At 70.1% G+C, this 17,685-nt stretch carries 13 protein-coding genes; 6 read left to right on the top strand and 7 right to left on the bottom strand.

The window, feature by feature from the left end; translation table 11 throughout:
- Positions 1 to 103 precede the first annotated feature (103 nt).
- The 5 genes from B9S64_RS14765 to B9S64_RS14745 form a co-directional block, all read right to left on the bottom strand.
- Positions 104 to 1,084, bottom strand: coding sequence for an alpha/beta fold hydrolase (locus tag B9S64_RS14765; RefSeq protein ID WP_103491324.1), 981 nt, complete (start codon positions 1,082 to 1,084; stop codon positions 104 to 106).
- Positions 1,081 to 1,605, bottom strand: a complete 525-nt coding sequence (locus tag B9S64_RS14760) for a phage holin family protein (RefSeq protein WP_103491323.1) — start codon at positions 1,603 to 1,605, stop codon at positions 1,081 to 1,083. Before B9S64_RS14760 ends, B9S64_RS14765 begins: the two co-directional genes overlap by 4 nt.
- Positions 1,606 to 1,644: 39 nt before the next feature.
- Complete coding sequence (gene nhaA / locus B9S64_RS14755; RefSeq protein ID WP_103491322.1) at positions 1,645 to 3,045, bottom strand: Na+/H+ antiporter NhaA; 1,401 nt, start codon at positions 3,043 to 3,045, stop codon at positions 1,645 to 1,647.
- A gap of 438 nt (positions 3,046 to 3,483) precedes the next feature.
- Entirely contained in the window at positions 3,484 to 5,415 is a 1,932-nt protein-coding gene (gene acs, locus B9S64_RS14750; RefSeq protein ID WP_103491348.1) for an acetate--CoA ligase, read from the bottom strand.
- A 296-nt stretch (positions 5,416 to 5,711) separates the two neighbouring features.
- Positions 5,712 to 8,315 carry a SulP family inorganic anion transporter gene (locus tag B9S64_RS14745; RefSeq protein ID WP_103491321.1) on the bottom strand — a complete coding sequence of 868 codons (2,604 nt, stop codon included), beginning with the start codon at positions 8,313 to 8,315 and terminating at the stop codon, positions 5,712 to 5,714.
- A gap of 282 nt (positions 8,316 to 8,597) precedes the next feature.
- Here B9S64_RS14745 and B9S64_RS14740 point away from each other — a divergent pair, with 282 nt between their 5' ends.
- Complete coding sequence (locus B9S64_RS14740; RefSeq protein ID WP_103491320.1) at positions 8,598 to 9,908, top strand: hypothetical protein; 1,311 nt, start codon at positions 8,598 to 8,600, stop codon at positions 9,906 to 9,908.
- A gap of 60 nt (positions 9,909 to 9,968) precedes the next feature.
- Here B9S64_RS14740 and B9S64_RS14735 read toward each other — a convergent pair whose 3' ends face one another.
- Entirely contained in the window at positions 9,969 to 10,964 is a 996-nt protein-coding gene (locus B9S64_RS14735; RefSeq protein WP_103491319.1) for an ATP-binding protein, read from the bottom strand.
- A gap of 102 nt (positions 10,965 to 11,066) precedes the next feature.
- Between B9S64_RS14735 and B9S64_RS14730 the strand changes: the two genes are divergently transcribed.
- A complete protein-coding gene (locus tag B9S64_RS14730) occupies positions 11,067 to 11,891 on the top strand; it encodes an oxidoreductase (protein WP_103491318.1) in 825 nt (274 codons plus the stop codon).
- A gap of 445 nt (positions 11,892 to 12,336) precedes the next feature.
- Here the strand turns inward: B9S64_RS14730 and B9S64_RS14725 are convergent, their stop codons facing one another.
- The gene (locus B9S64_RS14725; RefSeq protein ID WP_103491317.1) at positions 12,337 to 13,176 is read right to left on the bottom strand and encodes an HAD family phosphatase; all 840 of its coding nucleotides are present in this window, start codon (positions 13,174 to 13,176) and stop codon (positions 12,337 to 12,339) included.
- 566 nt (positions 13,177 to 13,742) lie between these two features.
- On the opposite strand from B9S64_RS14725, the gene ssd reads away from it, so the two are divergent.
- Genes ssd through B9S64_RS14705 form a run of 4 tightly spaced genes read left to right on the top strand, consistent with a single transcriptional unit; the run spans position 13,743 to position 17,630 of the window.
- A complete protein-coding gene (gene ssd / locus B9S64_RS14720) occupies positions 13,743 to 14,813 on the top strand; it encodes a septum site-determining protein Ssd (protein WP_258037853.1) in 1,071 nt (356 codons plus the stop codon).
- Positions 14,810 to 15,958, top strand: coding sequence for a TadA family conjugal transfer-associated ATPase (locus B9S64_RS14715; RefSeq protein WP_103491315.1), 1,149 nt, complete (start codon positions 14,810 to 14,812; stop codon positions 15,956 to 15,958). The genes ssd and B9S64_RS14715 overlap by 4 nt, the downstream gene beginning before the upstream one ends.
- Before the next feature lie 26 nt (positions 15,959 to 15,984).
- Positions 15,985 to 16,830 (top strand): type II secretion system F family protein, encoded by an 846-nt coding sequence (locus B9S64_RS14710; protein WP_103491347.1) that lies wholly within the window; start codon positions 15,985 to 15,987, stop codon positions 16,828 to 16,830.
- A complete protein-coding gene (locus B9S64_RS14705) occupies positions 16,827 to 17,630 on the top strand; it encodes a type II secretion system F family protein (RefSeq protein WP_103491314.1) in 804 nt (267 codons plus the stop codon). The genes B9S64_RS14710 and B9S64_RS14705 overlap by 4 nt, the downstream gene beginning before the upstream one ends.
- The last annotated feature ends 55 nt before the right edge of the window (positions 17,631 to 17,685 follow it).

Genomic DNA, 17,685 nt, shown 5'->3' with positions numbered 1-17,685 from the left:
CCCCGACGTCTGCCCCTGACCCATGGTCGGTAATCGTGAGGGAGTCAGCCAATTGGCTTATGCGCCAGGCAATTGGCGTTCGTCGGACGCGCGTTCGCTCAGATCAGCGGTCAGGCTCAGGATCCTTGAGCCAGTTGACGAGTTCGGTCGAGAACCCGTCCGGATCCTCCTCGTGCGGGAAGTGGCCCAGACCGTCGAAAAGTCGCCATCGGTACGGCGCTTCCACGTACTCACCGGACCCCGCCGAACTCCGGGTGCGCATCGCCGGATCGAGTGAACCGTGCAGGTGCAGCGTGGGCACCCGCACCGGCCGCTTCATCCGCCGGTTGAACTGGGCCCCGTCCGGACGGGCCAGGGAACGCACCATCCAGCGGTAGGGCTCGATCGAGCAGTGCGCCGTCGAGGGGATGCACATGGCCCGCCGGTAGACGTCGACCGTCTTGTCGTCGGGGAATTCCGGGGTACGCGGCCCCGACCAGTCCCGGATCAGCCGCCCCACCAAGGCGGCGTCGTCCGCGACGAGCTGACGCTCCGGCACCCACGGCCGCTGGAATCCCCAGATGTGGGAGTTGGCCCGGGACTGCGCGAAGTCGGACAGCATCGAGGAGCGCCAGCGTCGTGGGTGCGGCATCGAGGACACCACGAGCCGGCGGACCAGCTTCGGCCGCATCACGGCGGCGGTCCAGGCGAGATAGCCGCCCATGTCGTGTCCGACCAGCGCCGCGTCCGGCTCGCCCAGCGACCGGATCACACCGGTGACGTCCAGCGCCAGATTGGCGGGGTCGTAGCCCCGCGGCGTGCGGTCGCTGCCGCCCACCCCGCGCAGGTCCATCGCGACCGCGCGGTACCCGGCGTCGGCCAGCGCGGTCAGCTGGTGGCGCCAGGTCCACCAGAACTGCGGAAAGCCGTGCAGCAACAGCACCAGCGGCCCGTCGCCGAGCTCCGCGATGTGGAAGCGGGCGCCGTTCGCCGCCACATCGCGGTGGGTCCAGGGCCCCTCGATGCGTACGGGCCCGCCGGTGCCGGCGGCCGGGCCGAGCGGTCCGACGGGGCCGGGAGAAGCGCTGTGATCGGGGTCGGTCATGTGGACGAGCGTGCCACAGCGGATGCCTTGTCCTGAACCGGACGGTTCTCGATGGCCTTGTCCGGGAGTGTGCTGCCGCCGTGGTCCAGCTCGCCCGCCAGGGTGGCGCGGGGGTGGGGCTTGACGCCCTGGAGGACGGAGGCGGTCTGCTTGGCCGAGGCGATGGACTTCTGCGGCGGCTTGACCTTCTTGAGCTTGGCGACCCCGAAGAGGCCGATCAGGACGGCCAGCAGGGTGAACCCGCCCCACACGATCAGGAACGACCAGGCGAGCCCCAGACCGAGGTTGTGGATGCCGTAGGCCGCCGCGAAGCTCAGCATCGGGAGCGAGAAGAGCAGCAGCACACCGGCGACGATGGCCGAAGAGCTCCCGATCACGCCCCGCTTGACGTCCTGTCGCATCTCGGCCTTGGCCAGGGCGATCTCGTCGTGCACGAGCGCCGACATCTCGGCCGTGGCTGACGCGAACAGCTGACCGAGGCTGCGGTCGGTGCTGCCCGGGTAGTTGCTGGGGTCGCTCATCCCTGACTCCCTCTCCTCATCCGTACATCCGATGTCCGATCATGCCGGACTGTCGGGCTTGCCGCGCGCTGCCCCCGCCTCTTCGGCAAGGCGCCGGTGCTCGGCCGCCTTCTCCTCGTGGATCGCGGCCATGCGGCGGTGGTACTCGGGATCGCCCTGTTCGTAGACGTCGGGGACGCCCGAGGCGTCCTCGTCGAGTTCCTCCTCCTCCGACAGCGCTCTGTATCTCCGTACCCGGAGTCGCAGCAGTACACCGGAGAGTACGGCGGCGATCAGCGAACCGATCAGAACGGCGGCCTTGATCTCGTTGACCGTGTCCTCGTCCCCCGCGAAGGCGAGCTCTCCGATGAGGAGCGAGACGGTGAAGCCGATCCCGGCCAGCGTGGCGACGGCGAAGAGGTCGGCCCAGGCCAGCTCCTTGTTCAGTTCCGCCTTGGTGAACCGGGTGACGAGCCAGGTGCCGCCGAAGATGCCGAGGGTCTTGCCCGCCACCAGGCCGAGAACCACCCCGAGCGTCTCGGGCCGGGTGAACACACCTGCCAGGGCATCGCCCTTGAGCGTGACGCCGGCCGCGAACAACGCGAACAGCGGGACCGCGATGCCTGCCGACAGGGGGCGTACCAGATGCTCCAGGCGCTCACCGGGAGACTGGGTCTCCCCTTCACGCCGGGTGCAGCGGAGCATGAGGCCCATGGCCACACCGGCGATGGTGGCGTGGACGCCGCTGTTGTACATGAGGCCCCAGATCACCAGGGCGAGCGGCACATAGATGTACCAGCCCCGGACACCGGCGCGCAGCAGTACGTAGAAGACGACGAGCCCGGCGAGGGCGCCTCCCAGGGCCAGGAAGTCGAGGGAGTCGGTGAAGAAGACCGCGATGATGAGGATCGCGAACAGGTCGTCGACGACGGCGAGGGTCAGCAGGAACGCGCGCAGCGCCGACGGCAGCGATGTCCCGATGACCGCGAGGACGGCGAGGGCGAACGCGATGTCGGTGGCCGTGGGGACGGCCCAGCCGGCCGTCGAACCGTTGCCCAGGACGACGGTCAGGGTGTAGACCAGCGCGGGCGCCACCATGCCGCACAGGGCGGCCGCCACGGGCAGGACGGCCGCCTTGGGGTCGCGGAGTTCGCCCGCGACGAGTTCGCGTTTGAGTTCGACGCCCGCGACGAAGAAGAAGACGGCGAGCAGTCCGTCGGCGGCCCAGTGGGCCACGGAGAGGTTCAGGCCCAGCGCCTCGGGGCCGATGTGGAAGTGGCTCACGGCCGCGTAACCGGAGCCGTTGGTGTTCGCCCAGACCAGGGCGGCGATGGCGGCGACCAGCAGGATGACCCCGCCGACCGTCTCCGTGCGCAGGGCGTCGGTGACGTAGGTGCGCTCCGGCAAGGGGAGGCGGCCCAGAAAGGTGCGGCGGGGGGAAGGCGGAAGGGGCGCGGCCACGAGGGGGACCTCCGGAGGGGATACGGCAACGATGGCATGGCGAATGCACGTGCCGACCAGACTTCCCGGCGCCCCTGTGGAGATGTCGTATGCAGTTGTCGCTGAGTGCCGACGTGGTCCGCCGACGAAGTCTCCACTCTACCCGGGGCACCCAAAACGCTATCCGGATCCGTTGCCCTTCGCCCGCGACGTGCCCGACGCCGCATCCGGACACCGTTCCGGGTCGGGTGCTTGCCGACGGCGTACCGCCGACACGGGAACCGGCGCGCGGGGTCCGCGTGCGGGTTCCCGTCGGCGCGCGGGGTCCCGTGGCGGGTCCGTTTCTGCCCCGGAGAGCCCGAAGGGGCACCCGGTCATGTCCGGGTGCCCCTCACCGCCGCCGGGCAGCGGGCTCTCTTCGCGGTACGGCAGGCCCGCTGACCGGCTTCGGACCCGGCCCTAGTCCTCGGAAGGCGCGGCGGGGAGCTGCGTCTGGATGAGGTCCATGACCGACGAGTCGGTGAGCGTGGTGACATCGCCCAGCTCGCGGTTCTCGGCGACGTCGCGGAGCAGGCGTCGCATGATCTTGCCGGAACGGGTCTTCGGCAGCTCGGCGACCGGCAGCACCCGCTTCGGCTTGGCGATCGGACCGAGCGTGGCGCCGACGTGGTTGCGCAGTTCCGCGACCAGTTCCTCGGAGGCGGTGGCCGTGCCGCGCAGGATCACGAAGGCGACGATGGCCTGACCGGTGGTCTCGTCGTTCGCACCGACCACGGCGGCTTCGGCGACCGACGGATGCGAGACGAGGGCCGACTCCACCTCGGTCGTCGAGATGTTGTGCCCGGACACGAGCATGACGTCGTCCACCCGGCCGAGCAGCCAGATGTCGCCGTCCTCGTCCTTCTTGGCGCCGTCGCCCGCGAAGTACGTGCCCTCGAAACGTGACCAGTAGGTGTCGAGGAAACGCTGGTCGTCGCCCCAGACGGTGCGGAGCATCGACGGCCACGGCTCGGTGAGGACCAGATAGCCGCCCCCGCCGTCCGGCACCTCGCGGGCCTCGTCGTCGACCACGGTGGCGGAGATGCCGGGCAGGGCCCGCTGCGCCGAACCGGGCTTGGTCGCTGTGACCCCGGGGAGCGGCGAGATCATCATCGCGCCGGTCTCGGTCTGCCACCAGGTGTCCACGATCGGGCACCTGTCGGCGCCGATGTGCTTGCGGTACCACATCCACGCCTCGGGGTTGATCGGCTCGCCGACCGAACCGAGGACGCGCAGCGACGACAGATCGAACTTGGCGGGGATGTCGTCACCCCACTTCATGAACGTCCGGATCGCCGTCGGCGCCGTGTAGAGGATCGTCACCCCGTACTTCTGGACGATCTCCCAGAAACGCCCCTGGTGCGGGGTGTCGGGCGTGCCCTCGTACATCACCTGGGTGGCGCCGTTGGCGAGCGGGCCGTACACGATGTACGAGTGTCCGGTCACCCAGCCGATGTCGGCGGTGCACCAGTACACATCGGTCTCGGGCTTGAGGTCGAAGACCGCGTGATGGGTGTAGGCGGCCTGGGTGAGGTATCCGCCGGAGGTGTGGAGGATGCCCTTCGGCTTACCCGTGGTGCCCGAGGTGTAGAGGATGAAGAGCGGCTGCTCCGCCTCGAACGCCTCGGGGGTGTGCTCGGCGGACTGCCGGCCGGTGATCTCGTGCCACCAGACGTCCCGGCCCTCGGTCCACGCGGTGTCCTGGCCGGTGCGGCGTACGACGACGACGTGGTCGACGCTGTCGAACCGCGAGACGGCCTCGTCCACGGCCGGCTTGAGGGCGGACGGCTTGCCACGGCGGTAGCCGCCGTCGGCGGTGATCACGACCTTGGCGTCGGCGTCCTGTATGCGCGCGGCGATGGCGTCGGCGGAGAAGCCTCCGAAGACCACCGAGTGCGCGGCACCGATGCGGGCGCAGGCCAGCATCGCGATGGCCGCCTCGGGGATCATCGGCAGGTAGACGGCGACCCGGTCGCCCTTTCGGACACCCAGCTCGGTCAGGGCGTTGGCGGCCCGGGAGACCTCGTCCTTCAGCTCCGCGTACGTGATGGCGCGGCTGTCGCCGGGTTCGCCCTCGAAGTGGATGGCGACCCGGTCGCCGTTGCCCGCCTCGACGTGACGGTCCACGCAGTTGTACGCGACATTGAGCTCACCGTCCGCGAACCACTTCGCGAAGGGCGGATTGCTCCAGTCGAGCGTCTCGGTCGGCTCCGTGGCCCAGGTCAGGCGCCGGGCCTGCTCGGCCCAGAAGCCCAGCCGGTCCGCCTCGGCCCGCTCGTACGCCTCCGCGGTCACGTTGGCGTTCGCGGCCAGATCGGCAGGCGGTGTGAACCGCCGCTCCTCTTTGAGCATGTTGGAGATGGAAGGACGCTCGCTCACTGGCCCGTCTCCCCCCTCAGCAGATCGGTCAGGCTTTCGTTGCTCACGACATCTCCCATTCCCAGGGTGTCCGTTGTGTCCAGGGGGACAGCTCATCAGGCCGTGGGCCACGTGACAAGTGTCTTCCAGGAATTGGTTTAGACCTGTGTTTCGTGTATGGGGGCACGTGTCCCGCTCCCGTTGCCGCATGCGTGGGCCGCGGAAGCGGGACCACAGCGGAAGCGGGACCACAAGGTCTCACGGACAGAGGGCGTGAGAGGTTCAGGCCGTCAGGCGCCTACGGCCGCGTCGCCGACCGGCCGGCTCGCTCCGGCGCCTGCCCTGCCCGGCCGGCCGGTGCCGGGATCTGCGTCGGAATCTGTGCCGGAACCCCGGCCGGAAGCGCCGCTGCCGGAGGGCCGTGTGCCGGTTCCGGAGAGGGAGCGCGGCTCAGGCCGGTCACCGGGGGCGACCCGAACGAAGACCTCGTCGGGTCCCGTCCCGGAACTGGCACCCTCGGTCAGCAGGTACGCCTGTGCCTCGCCGACGTGGAAGTACATGCCGTGCAGCCGCAACGTGCCCGCGGCGACCCTGCGCGCGACCGAGTCGTGCTCACGCAGATGCTCCAACTGCTGGACCACATTGGTCAGGCAGAGCTGCTCCACCGCGTCGGTGGGCAACCGGCCGGAGATGCGTGCCCAGGTGTGATGGCGCGACTTCATACGTTCAAGGCTCGGCAGGCCATGTCGGAGCCATCGCCACATCGGCGTCTCCGGGGCCTTGGGCGGGCCACCGAGGAGTGCCTGCATGGCCCCGCAGCCGGAGTGCCCGCAGACGGTGATCGACTCGACCTCCAGCACGTCCACCGCGTATTCGATGGCGGCGGCCACCGAATCGTCCGTACCGGATCCGCTCCCGGCCTTCGGCGGGGGCACGAGATTGCCGACGTTCCGCACGGTGAAGAGGTCGCCCGGCCCGCTTGCGGTGATCATGCTCGTCACCAGGCGGGAGTCGGCACAGGTGAGGAAGAGCTGGGAGGGGCGCTGCCCCTCTGTGGCCAGCCGTGCCAGCTCTTCGCGGACCAAGGGCGCCGTGGTGCGCTGAAAAGAGCTGAGGCCGTTGAGCAACCGGTGGACGGCCGGCTGATCCTCCGAGGCGGCCGTGGAGACGCTCGGTGAGCCGGCTGTCCCGGAGTCCGGTGGCGGAGGTGGGGCCGGGGCGGTGGGGGCGGCCCGGTCATGGCAGTGGTGGTTGCGCCAGGGGGTCCAGGGGCGGCAGCAGGAGTGGGCGGCCGGCGACGCCGGCTCGGCGATTCTGCCGCCGGAGCGCCCTGTGACCTCGACGCGACCGCCCAGTGTGGTCTGCGAGGCGCACCAGCTCTGGATCGTTTCGTACGCGGCGTGGTCCATGAAGGAGCCGTCCAACTCCACGGTCACCTCCGCCCCTTGCGGCAGTCGGCCGAGCGTCCTGCTGAGCCGGGGTACGGCGAGGAAGGTGAGCTGCCCGCGGGCCGTTACGACGTGCCGGCCGTCCCGCTGGGACACGGTGATCCGGGTGCGGGCCAGGCGGTGCAGGGCCAGGGCCATCGCCACGACGATGCCGATCGCCACCCCCATGAGCACCCCGGCCAGGAGTACGCCGACGATCGTGGCCGCGTAGACCGGGAATTCACGGTGCTTGTGGACCTGGCGGATGTGGGCGAAGTTGACCATCTGGATGCCGACGACCATCACCAGCGCGGCGAGTGCGGCCAACGGAATGCGTTCGAGCGCGCCGACCAGCAGCAGCGCGGCCAGGAGGACCCAGACCCCGTGCAGCACCGTGGCCGCGCGACTCGTCGCCCCGGCCCGGACGTTGGCCGAACTGCGGACCGCCCCACCGGACACGGGGAGTCCACCGAGCAGCCCCGACAGCGAGTTGGCCACACCCTGCGCCCGTAGCTCCCGGTCGAGGTCGGAGCGCTTGGCGAGGGGCGTCGGAGCGGAGCGGCCCGTGGGTGGAGCGGCCGCACGGTCGGCCGTCAGTTTGTCCACGGCGACAGCGGCGAGCAGCGACTCCAGGCTGGCCACGAGCATGACGGTGAACACGGCCGTGGCCAGCGCGATGACGGGGCCGTGCGGCATCTCCGGCAAGGCGTGAGACCGCCAGGCGGGAAGCTCGACGCGGGCGATGCCCGGCGCGGCGGGAGCGGCCACGGCCGTCGCGATCGCCACGGCCGTGAGCGCGGCGGGAAGGCGGCCGAGGCCGGCACCGACCCGTCCGGGCAGCCTCGGCCACAGGATGAGAAGGATGATGGTCAACGCGCCGATCGCGGGTGCGGCCGGGCTGAATCGCTCGAACTGGTCCGGCAGAGCAAGGGCGTTGCCGAGCGCGGAGCTCTGCGGTGAGCCGCCGAGCACGATGTGCAGTTGGGCGAGCGCGATGGCCACCCCGATGCCCGCGAGGGTGCCGTGCACGATGGCCGGACTGACGGCGAGCGCGGCGCGGGCGGCTCGCAGAGAGCCGAGCAGGATCTGCAGGAGTCCGGCGGCGATGGTGATCGCGCAGGTGGTGCGCCAGCCGTAGAGCTGGATCAGCTCGGCTGTCACCACGGTCAGTCCGGCTGAGGGACCGCTGACCTGGAGAGGGACTCCGCCGAGCAGGCCGACGACGATACCGCCGATGACAGCGGCTACCAGGCCGGCTGCCAGGGGGGCGTCCATGGCGACGGCGAGGCCCAGGGACATGGGGAGCGCGATCAGGAAGACCGTGATCGACGCGGACAGGTCGGTGCCTGAGAGGCGGTATCGACGGCCGCCGGGTGGCGGCGGGCTGTGTGGACGCTTGAAACCCGAGGCGCGCGAGGGGCGCCAATTGCGGGAGTGGTCGTGGCGAGTAGGGGCGCAGGAAGGCATGTTCCCGTCTCCTCCGGGGCAGCGCGGTCGCGGAATGCAGGAAAGGCGGCCGTGGGTCGGCGTGCAACGGTGGGATTAACTCAACTCTTGGTAAACGAATCGTAATGGCGAGTAAAGGTAGGTGTCCATACTTTCGAGCAGATAGCGGATCAGCTCACTCGTCTCAGTGAATAAGCAGTTTTTCATCATGCTTGTCGTACTTATCACTCGCTCTCCGTGCGACCTTGACCGCGCCGTGTCGGCACTGCAACGCACGTAATCCAGCGAGGAAGAGGTGGACGGATGATGGCCGCCACGAAGAGGATCGCCCTGGGGGCCGTGGTCATGGCGCTGGTCGCGGGGCTGGCGGGCTGCTCGAGTTCCGGTACGGAGGCCGGTGGCCCCGGAACGGAGAAGAAGACCGCGCCCGGTGGTGAGGAGCGGTCCCCGGCCGCGGCGCCCAAGGGGGCGGTCAAGCTCATCGGTGACGGTTCCACCGCGTTCACCGGAGCTCAGCCCAAGCTTCCGGTGGCCAAAAAGTTGAAGCCAGGACAGAAGCCGCCGCAATTCGTGGTGTTCTCCTGGGACGGTGCCGGAGAGGACAGTCAGAAGCTCTTCTCACACTTCCGCGAAGTCGCGAAGAAGTACGACGCGAACATGACGTACTTCCTCAGCGGTGTCTATCTTCTGCCGGAAGAGAAGAAGGCACTCTACGACCCGCCCCAGCACTCGGCCGGCCGCTCCGACATCGGCTTCAACGACGCGGAGGGCATCCACGACACCCTGACGGAGCTTCGTGCCGCCTGGCTGGACGGCAACGAGATCGGGACCCACTTCAACGGCCACTTCTGCGGACCGGACGGAGGCGTCGGCACCTGGTCGGTCGAGGAGTGGAAGAGCGAGATCAGCCAGGCCAAGTCCTTCGTGCAGAACTGGAAGACGAACACCCCCACCCTCAAGGCCGAAGCGCCACTGCCCTTCGACTACGACAAGGAACTGGTCGGAGCGCGCACCCCCTGCCTGGAAGGGCAGAAGAACATGATCGCCGCAGCACGGACGATGGGGTTCCGCTATGACTCGAGCGGGGTCCGCGACCAGGTGTGGCCCAAGAAGAAGGGCGGCCTCTGGGATCTCTCCATGCAGCTCGTTCCGGTGCCGGGCCGCGATTTCGAGACGCTCTCGATGGACTACAACTTCATGTTCAACCAGTCCGGGACGACGCAGGGAGACCCTGACCAGCACGCCTACTGGGGCAATCAGATGAGGGACGGGCTCCTCCAGGCGTTCGACCGCGCGTACAACGGAAACCGCGCGCCCCTCATCATCGGCAACCACTTCGAATCCTGGAACGGCGGCACCTACATGCGTGCGATCGAGGAGACGATCGAAAAGGTGTGCGTCCAGAAGGAGGTGCGCTGCGTCTCCTTCCGGCAACTCGCCGACTGGCTGGACGCGCAGGACCCCGCGATGCTCGCCGACCTCGGCACGCTGAAGGTGGGCCAGAAGCCCGAGCAGGGCTGGCCCGCCTTCCTCGGGGCCACTCAGGGCAAGGCCACGAGCAGCCCCGTACCCGCCGGGCCTTCGGGTGAGGCGGCCGACCGGAGCGCGAAGTAGCACCGGCACCTCCGGGCTCCGGTGCCCTCCGGCGCGCGACCGGCGGAGTGCGTCCGCCCGTCAGGCGGGCTGGGCGGCACTCGCCTTCGCGCTGTGCTCCGCGAGGACGAACGAGGGGTCGACCTGGGCAGCCAGGTCGGCCCCCGTCTTCTCGTTGCCCCAGCTCGCCGCGTTCTTCAGGTGGAAGTGCACCATCTGCCGCGTGTAGCGCTCCCAGTCGCGCTGCTCGTACGAGTCCTCCGCGGTGTTCTGCAAGGCCTGCAGCGCCATCCGGTTGTCGGCTTCGAGCAGTTCGAAGGCGGCCGGCCGGCCCTTCTCCATCGTCCGCACCCAGTCCGACTGCCCGATGCCGACCAGCAGGTCGTCGCCGACCTCCGCGCGGAGGAAGTCGAGGTCGTCCTGGCCCTGCACCTTGTTGCCGACCACCTTCAGGGCGACGCCGAAGTCCCGGGCGTACTCCTTGTACTGCCGGTAGACGGAGACGCCCTTCCGGGTCGGTTCGGCGACGAGGAAGGTCATGTCGAACCGGGTGAACATTCCCGAGGCGAACGAGTCCGATCCGGCGGTCATGTCGACCACCACATACTCTTCCGGGCCGTCGACCAGGTGGTTGAGGCAGAGCTCCACCGCGCCGACCTTGGAGTGGTAGCAGGCCACCCCGAGGTCGGACTCGGTGAACGGACCGGTGGCCATCAGCCGAACCTCCCCGTCGTCGAGCCGGACCGTGCGCGCGCAGGCGTCGAAGACGGGGTTGTCCTCGTGCAGGCGCAGCAGCCGCGAGCCCTCGCCGGGGGGCGTCGTCTTGATCATTGTCTCGGAGGAGGCGATGCGGGGGTTGCTGCCGCGCAGGTAGTCCTTGATGAGCGGTAGCTGCGCCCCCATGGCGGGCAGCGCGGCGGCCTGCTCCTCGTCGAGGCCCAGTGCGGCCCCAAGGTGCTGGTTGATGTCCGCGTCGACCGCGATGACGGCAGCCTCGTTGGCCGCGAGATGTCGGATGAAAAGCGAGGACAGTGTGGTCTTGCCACTGCCGCCCTTGCCTACGAAAGCGATCTTCATGTTCACCTAGGGTAGCGGCTTCAATGCGTAGCGCAGTCATGATGGGTGAAGAAGACCACTCCCGGGCGGTATCCGGCCAAGGGACGCGTAGCCTCGCTCCTTATGAGTACGCCTTCCTCCGATCCGCTCGCCGCTCTGGGTTCCCTGCCCGGAGTGCCCGACGCGGTGGACTCTGTACGCAAGGCGGTCGACCGGGTCTACGGTCACCGGGTCATGCGGCGCCGCAGCAATGAGGTGACGGCCGAAGCGGCCCTGCGTGGCGCGCGTGGTTCGGCGGCACTCGCGGGTGCCGACTGGAATCTCGAAGAGGTGCGCCGACGCACCGACTTCAGCGGTGACCCGGAGGCGCGCACCGTGGGCGCCGCCCTGAGACTGACCGCGGAGGCGGGGCAGTTGCTGTCCATCTGGCGGCAGTCCCCGCTACGGGTCCTGGCGCGACTGCATCTGGTGGCGGCCGGCGGTGCGGCGCCCGACGACGCTGTGGGCAGGCCACGGTTCGCGGGGGAGCCGGTCGAGGAACCCCTGATCGAGGCGCCGCTTCCGGACGCGGACGAGGTGGCGGGGCGGCTTGACGGGCTCGCGGGCCTCGTTCTCGCGGGCAGTGAGGCGCCCGCGCTGGTGACGGCTTCGATCGTGCACGGTGAGTTGCTGGCCCTACGGCCCTTCAGCTCGCATAACGGACTGGTCGCGCGGACCGCCGAACGGATCGTGCTGATCGGCAGCGGCCTCGACCCGAAATCCGTCTGCCCCGCCGAGGTGGGACACGCCGAGCAGGGGCGAGCCGCGTACATCAAGGCTTTCGAGGGCTACCTCTCGGGGACGCCTGAGGGGATGGCCGCCTGGATCACCCACGGCGGGCGCGCCGTGGAGCTGGGCGTCAGGGAGTCGACCGCCGTCTGCGAGGCGCTGCAGCGAGGGGCTGCGTAGGGGGCTCCCCTCCGTCCCGCGCCCGGCCGTCCCGATGTGGGGGCGCGGCACCCCATGAGAGATGAGTGCGGCGGTACCGCTTCCGGTACCGCCGTCGGCATGTCCGCCCAGTTACCAAGCGTCCTCGATGTGTGCCCATCAGGTCGGTTCATCGCCCGTCACCTGGTGTGGCCGGCCCGTATTCGACGGGTCGACGTCGCGTGGGTGCTCGGCTTCCATGCTGGGTCCGTGGGGCCATCTGCTGTACGTGAAGGTCATCCTCTCGGATGTCCTCGGTCTCGCGGGCCACTCATTCCTTTGTACTCCTGACGCGACAACAACGGAAGGCCCAGTTCCGCTTCTTTGCTACTGCGTTCACTCAAGGTGGGTGAACCGTGGCCGGGCTGCCGCATCGGATGAGGGCTACGCGCCGCTCCGCATCGCAGATCGGCCCCGCCTTCCCTTGTCAGGTGCTGAGCGCCGGTGGGCGGCGTCGGTTGGCGTACCAGACGATTCCCGCGGCCATGGCTGCCGCGCCGACCGCTGCCACGGCCACCAGGGCGGGGCGCGGTGGCATGGAGAACTTTGGCAGCCGCTGCTTGAGCCGGACCGGGCGGTTGAAGACGAGAATCGGCCACTCCCGAAGGGTCGCTTCACGCCTCAGTGCTCGGTCCGGGTTGACCGCGTGAGGGTGGCCCACCGACTCCAGCATCGGCACATCGGTGGCCGAGTCGCTGTAGGCGTAGCAGCGTGAAAGGTCGTACCCCTCGGACGCGGCGAGCGCCTTCACCGCCTCCGCCTTGGTCGGACCGTAGGCGTAGTACTCCACCTCTCCGGTGAAGCAGCCGTCGTCACCGACGACCATGCGCGTGGCCACCACCCGGTCTGCGCCCAGCAGTTCCCCGATCGGCTCGACCACCTCGGCGCCGGAGGTGGACACGATGACGACATCGCGCCCGGCGGTGTGATGCTCCTCGATGAGGGTGGCGGCCTCGTCGTAGATGATCGGGTCGATCAGGTCATGGAGGGTCTCGGCGACCAGCTCCTTGACCTGCTGGACGTTCCATCCCTTGCAGAGTGCCGAGAGATATTCACGCATCCGCTCCATCTGGTCGTGGTCGGCGCCGCCGGCGAGGAACACGAACTGCGTGTACGCGGTCCGCAGTACGGCGCGGCGGTTGATCAGCCCGCCTTGGTAGAAGGACTTGCTGAAGGCGAGGGTCGATGACTTCGCAATGACCGTCTTGTCCAGGTCAAAGAAGGCTGCTGTGCGCGGTGAGAAGCAGTTTTCCACAAAGCTGAGCATAAGGGCCCGCCATTCGGCGTAAACTCCGGTGGGTGGGTTTGCCTGAGAAGGCGCTCGGGTACACCATGGAAGTCACGGATCGTTCGCGACCGTGTTAACCCCGGTCCGGCTCCTCCCCCCCCGAGTCGGCCGTGGGGACGACCCCCGCTCTCCCCCCCGGCGGGGGTCGTCGCATGTCCGGATGCGGTTGTGCCGCTTCTTGCGGGGGGTTCCTCTCCGCTCGGGGACGTACCGGCCGTCCCTCGCCGTGCTCTCGTGCCAGCATCACCCATCACGCAGTGTAGCGGAAGGGGTGCGCTCCGAATGTCGCCTGTATGAGCGACGGAGATATTCACAATGCTGAGGGTGTCCACAGTTTGCGACCAAGATCCACATGTTTTTCCGCGCCGTTGCATGGTGATTCCACCCGCGAAGTCCGCGGGTTCCGGAATCGCGTATCTCGGATGGGCCCGAGAGCACCGCGAACCGTACTGAAGGGGCAGTGGGAAGGGGCGGAGTCCGTGGCTGGAACCAACACACGAGAAGTGCTGCCGGGCGCCGGCGAGCTGAGCGGCGGTCCGTTGATCGTGACCGAGGACGCACATTTGCTGGACGACCTGCTGAGGCTGTGCGCGGCCGCCGGGGCGATGCCCGAAGTCCATCACGGACCTCCGGCGGCGAGAGGGAGCTGGGAGCGGGCGCCGGTGGTCCTGGTGGGGGACGACGCGGCCGTCCGGTGCCGGGGAACGGTACGCAGGCGAGGTGTGATGCTCGTCGGCCGCGACCGGGGCGACCCGGACATCTGGCGCCGGGCGGTGGAGATCGGGGCCGAATACGTGCTGCGCCTGCCGGACGCGGAGAGCTGGCTCGTCGATCAGATCGCCAATGCCGCGGAAGGCGTGGGGCGTCCGGCCCTCACCGTCGGGGTGATGGGCGGGCGGGGCGGCTCCGGCGCGTCCACGCTGGCCTGTGCCCTGGCCGTGACGGCGGCCGGGTCCGGTCGGCGCACCATGCTGATCGACGGCGACCCACTGGGCGGCGGTATCGACATCCTGCTCGGGGCTGAGGAAACCGAAGGGAAGAGGTGGCCGGATTTCGCCCGTTCCAAAGGCAGGGTGGGCGGAGGAGCGCTGGAGGAGTCGCTGCCCGCGTTGCACGGCCTGCGCGTGCTGAGTTGGGGCAGGGACGACGAAGTGTCCGTCCCGCCGCAGGCCATGCAGGCCGTTCTGGCAGCAGCGCGTCGGCTCGGCGGGGTCGTGGTGGTCGATCTTCCACGCAAGGTCGACGACAGCGTGGCCGAGGCTCTGACGCAGATGGATGCCGGTCTTCTGGTCGTGCCGGGGGAGCTCAGGGCGGTCGCCGCGGCCAAGCGGGTGGCCTCGGCGGTGGGTACGGTCCTGCCGGATCTGCGGGTCGTGGCGCGGGGGCCCTACGCGGTGGGACTCGACGAGCACTGGGTCGCTCAAGCACTGGGGCTGCCTCTGGTGGGCGATCTCCCCGTGGAACCGGGCCTCCAAGCGGCCCAGAGCGGAGGGGAGCCGCCGGGGAGTGATCCGCGCGGCCCACTGGCCCGCTTCTGTACGGCCTTCTGGGATCTGGCGGACACGTCCGGCGGTGCCGACGGTGTGGCGGCGGCCTTCGGGACGGGGGCGCCATGACCGAGGTACTGCTGGACGCCGTGCGGCAACGACTGGCCCGTAGCGGCGCCGCTCCGACCCCCGCCGGAGTGGCCGCCGCGCTGAGGGCCCAGGGCCGCTTGCTCGGCGACGCCGAAGTGCTCGGAGCGGCCGAGGAGTTACGCGGCGAGCTGGTGGGCACCGGAGTGCTGGAGCGGTTGCTGGCCGACCCGGCGGTGACCGATGTCCTGGTGTCCGCGCCCGACCGGGTATGGGTGGACCGCGGGAGCGGGCTGGAACTGACCCGGATCACCTTTCAGGACGCGGCGGCGGTCAGCCGGCTCGCGCGGAGACTCGCCGCGGTGGCCGGGCGCCGACTCGACGATGCCCGCCCGTGGGTGGACGCGCGGCTGCCGGACGGGACACGGATGCACGCCGTCCTGCCCCCGGTGTCCGTGGGATCGACATGCCTGTCGCTACGGGTGGTCCGCCCCCGGGCTTTCGCACTGGAGGAACTCGTGGCCGCGGGGACCCTTCCGCCCGGCGGTGACAGGGTGCTGCGAGCCCTGGTAGAAGCACGGGTCTCCTACCTGATCAGTGGGGGAACGGGTGCGGGGAAGACGACGCTGCTGTCCAGCTTGCTGGGCGCGGTCGGACACCGGGAGCGCATCGTGCTCGCCGAGGATTCGGCGGAACTCCGGCCGGATCATCCGCACGTCGTCCGTCTGGAGTCGCGCCCGGCCAACCAGGAGGGGGTGGGGCAGGTGACGCTCCGGGACCTGGTGCGCCAGGCCCTCCGCATGCGCCCCGACCGGCTCGTGGTGGGGGAGGTGCGAGGGCCCGAGGTCGCTGATCTGCTGGCCGCCCTCAACACCGGGCACGAAGGGGGGTGCGGCACGGTGCACGCCAACGCCGCCGAACATGTACCTGCCCGTCTTGAGGCCCTGGGTACGGCCGCGGGCCTTGATCGCGCCGCCTTGCACAGTCAGTTGGCGGCGGCGCTGTCGGTGGTCGTCCATCTTGTGCGGGACCGGAGCGGACAGCGGCGGCTGGCCGAGGTGCATGTCCTCGGCCGGGACGACACGGGGCTGGTGGTCACGGTTCCCGCACTGCGCTGGGGCAGCGGGGGCTTCGCTCCGGAGCGGGGCTGGGAACGACTGGAATCGTTGATCGGCGCGGCGCCATGACGGTGGTGGAGACGGCGGTGCCGTCGATGCCTCTGTCGTCCTTGGTCCTGGCAGCGGGCGCGGGTCTCACGGGCGGGCTGGCCGTGGCCCGGGACCCGGGGCCTGGGCGGGCGAGGGCGATGTTCGCGGACCACGTGGCGCGTGAACCCGGTGTCCTTGGCGCATGGGCCGTCGTCCGGGCGCGTCTCGACGGACACCGTGAGTGGCTGTGCGTTCCTGTGGCGGTCCTGCTGGCGGTGCTGGGGGAGTCGGTGCTGCCGTTGCTCGCCGGTGCCCTGGCGCTGCCCCTGACGCGACGGTGGATCCGGCGGCGAGCCTTACGGCGCAGTCGTGAGCGCGCGGCCGATGCGGTGACGGCGCTCTGCGCCGACCTCGTCGGGGAGCTGCGGGCCGGTCGTGAGCCAGGGCAGGCGTTGCTCCTCGTGGGGCGGGGCCAAGGGGCTCTGGGCACGGCGGAGGCCGCGGTGCTGGCGGCTGCCCGCTTCGGCGGTGACGTGCCGGGTGCCCTCCGCAAGGCGTCCGCGGCACCGGGCCTCGAAGGACTGGCCGGGATGGCGGCCTGCTGGAAGGTGGCGGTGGACGGCGGGGCCGGTCTCGCGACGGGGCTGGCCCGAATCGAGCACGCGTTCCGTGCCGAGCGGCGCGGACGGGAGGAGCTACGGGCGCAGCTGGCCGGTGCCTGGTCGACGGTGGTGGTGCTGGCCTTGTTGCCGATGGTGGGTCTGGGATTGGGAGCGGCGATGGGAGCCGATCCGCTGCGGGTCCTGTTGCACACCCCGGGCGGCCTCGCCTGTCTGGTCGCCGGCTCTCTGACGGAAGGGGCGGGGCTGTTCTGGGCCGCTCGGATCGTGCGGACGGGGGAGACCGTATGACCGGGGCGGCGGAGGTGATGCGGCGGCTGGTGGTGGCAGGTGGGCTCATAGGGACGGCGTTGTATCCGGTGCTCGCTCTGGCGGGGGCACGGCGGGAGCGCGCGACGCGTCGACGGGGAGCACGGCTGACGCACTCCGCCGCGTGCGGACACCCGCGGCCGCCCTCGGCGCGGTCCGTGGACCGGGACGGTGTGCGGCGCTGGGCCATCTCGCTGGCTGCTGGTGCGGCCTGCTGGTTCCTCATCGGCGGAGGCGTCGGATGCGGCGCCGGTTGCGCCGGGGCGTACGGCATATGGAGGTGGCAGCGGTCCGCAGGGGCGCGTCGGGCCGCTACGGCGGCGAAAACGGCGGACGCATCGGTCTCCGCTCAGTTGCCGCTCGTCGCCGACCTCTTGGCCGCCTGTCTGTCGGCAGGGGCCGGACCGCACGAAGCGGCGGAGGCGGTCGGTGAATCGCTGGACGGCCCGGTAGGTGCGCGGCTCGCCCGCACAGCCGCCGAGATCCGGCTCGGCGGCGAACCGTCCGACGCGTGGGGGAGGTTCGGCGAGATACCCGGTGCCGCGCCGCTGGCCCGTTGCCTGGAGCGGGCGGGAGCGACCGGGGCTCCGGCGGCGGAGCCGGTGTCCCGGTTGGCGGACGAGATGCGAGCCGAGCGGGCGAGCGCGGCGGTGGCACGCGCCCAGCGGGCGGGAGTGTTGATCACCGCACCGGTCGGACTGTGCTTCCTTCCCGCGTTTCTGGCCGTGGGTGTGGCCCCGGTGGTGATCGGTCTGGCGACCGGTCTGTTGCAGCGGAACTGAGGGCGCACGGCGGGTCTTTGCCGTCGACCGCGCCTACCGCGTCGCACGGGAAATC

Source organism: Streptomyces sp. SM18 (genome assembly GCF_002910775.2).
GTDB classification, from domain to species: domain Bacteria; phylum Actinomycetota; class Actinomycetes; order Streptomycetales; family Streptomycetaceae; genus Streptomyces; species Streptomyces halstedii.
This window is presented reverse-complemented; position numbering and strand designations above follow the sequence as displayed.

Excerpts from the sequence above, each read along its gene's own strand:
- B9S64_RS14765 (WP_103491324.1), bottom strand. The coding sequence starts at position 1,084 with ATGACCGACCCCGATCACAGCGCTTCTCCCGGCCCCGTCGGACCGCTC.
- B9S64_RS14760 (WP_103491323.1), bottom strand. The coding sequence starts at position 1,605 with ATGAGCGACCCCAGCAACTACCCGGGCAGCACCGACCGCAGCCTCGGT.
- acs (WP_103491348.1), bottom strand. The coding sequence starts at position 5,415 with ATGCTCAAAGAGGAGCGGCGGTTCACACCGCCTGCCGATCTGGCCGCG.
- B9S64_RS14745 (WP_103491321.1), bottom strand. The coding sequence starts at position 8,315 with ATGCCTTCCTGCGCCCCTACTCGCCACGACCACTCCCGCAATTGGCGC.
- B9S64_RS14740 (WP_103491320.1), top strand. The coding sequence starts at position 8,598 with ATGATGGCCGCCACGAAGAGGATCGCCCTGGGGGCCGTGGTCATGGCG.
- B9S64_RS14735 (WP_103491319.1), bottom strand. The coding sequence starts at position 10,964 with ATGAAGATCGCTTTCGTAGGCAAGGGCGGCAGTGGCAAGACCACACTG.
- B9S64_RS14730 (WP_103491318.1), top strand. The coding sequence starts at position 11,067 with ATGAGTACGCCTTCCTCCGATCCGCTCGCCGCTCTGGGTTCCCTGCCC.
- B9S64_RS14725 (WP_103491317.1), bottom strand. The coding sequence starts at position 13,176 with ATGCTCAGCTTTGTGGAAAACTGCTTCTCACCGCGCACAGCAGCCTTC.
- B9S64_RS14715 (WP_103491315.1), top strand. The coding sequence starts at position 14,810 with ATGACCGAGGTACTGCTGGACGCCGTGCGGCAACGACTGGCCCGTAGC.
- B9S64_RS14710 (WP_103491347.1), top strand. The coding sequence starts at position 15,985 with ATGCCTCTGTCGTCCTTGGTCCTGGCAGCGGGCGCGGGTCTCACGGGC.
- B9S64_RS14705 (WP_103491314.1), top strand. The coding sequence starts at position 16,827 with ATGACCGGGGCGGCGGAGGTGATGCGGCGGCTGGTGGTGGCAGGTGGG.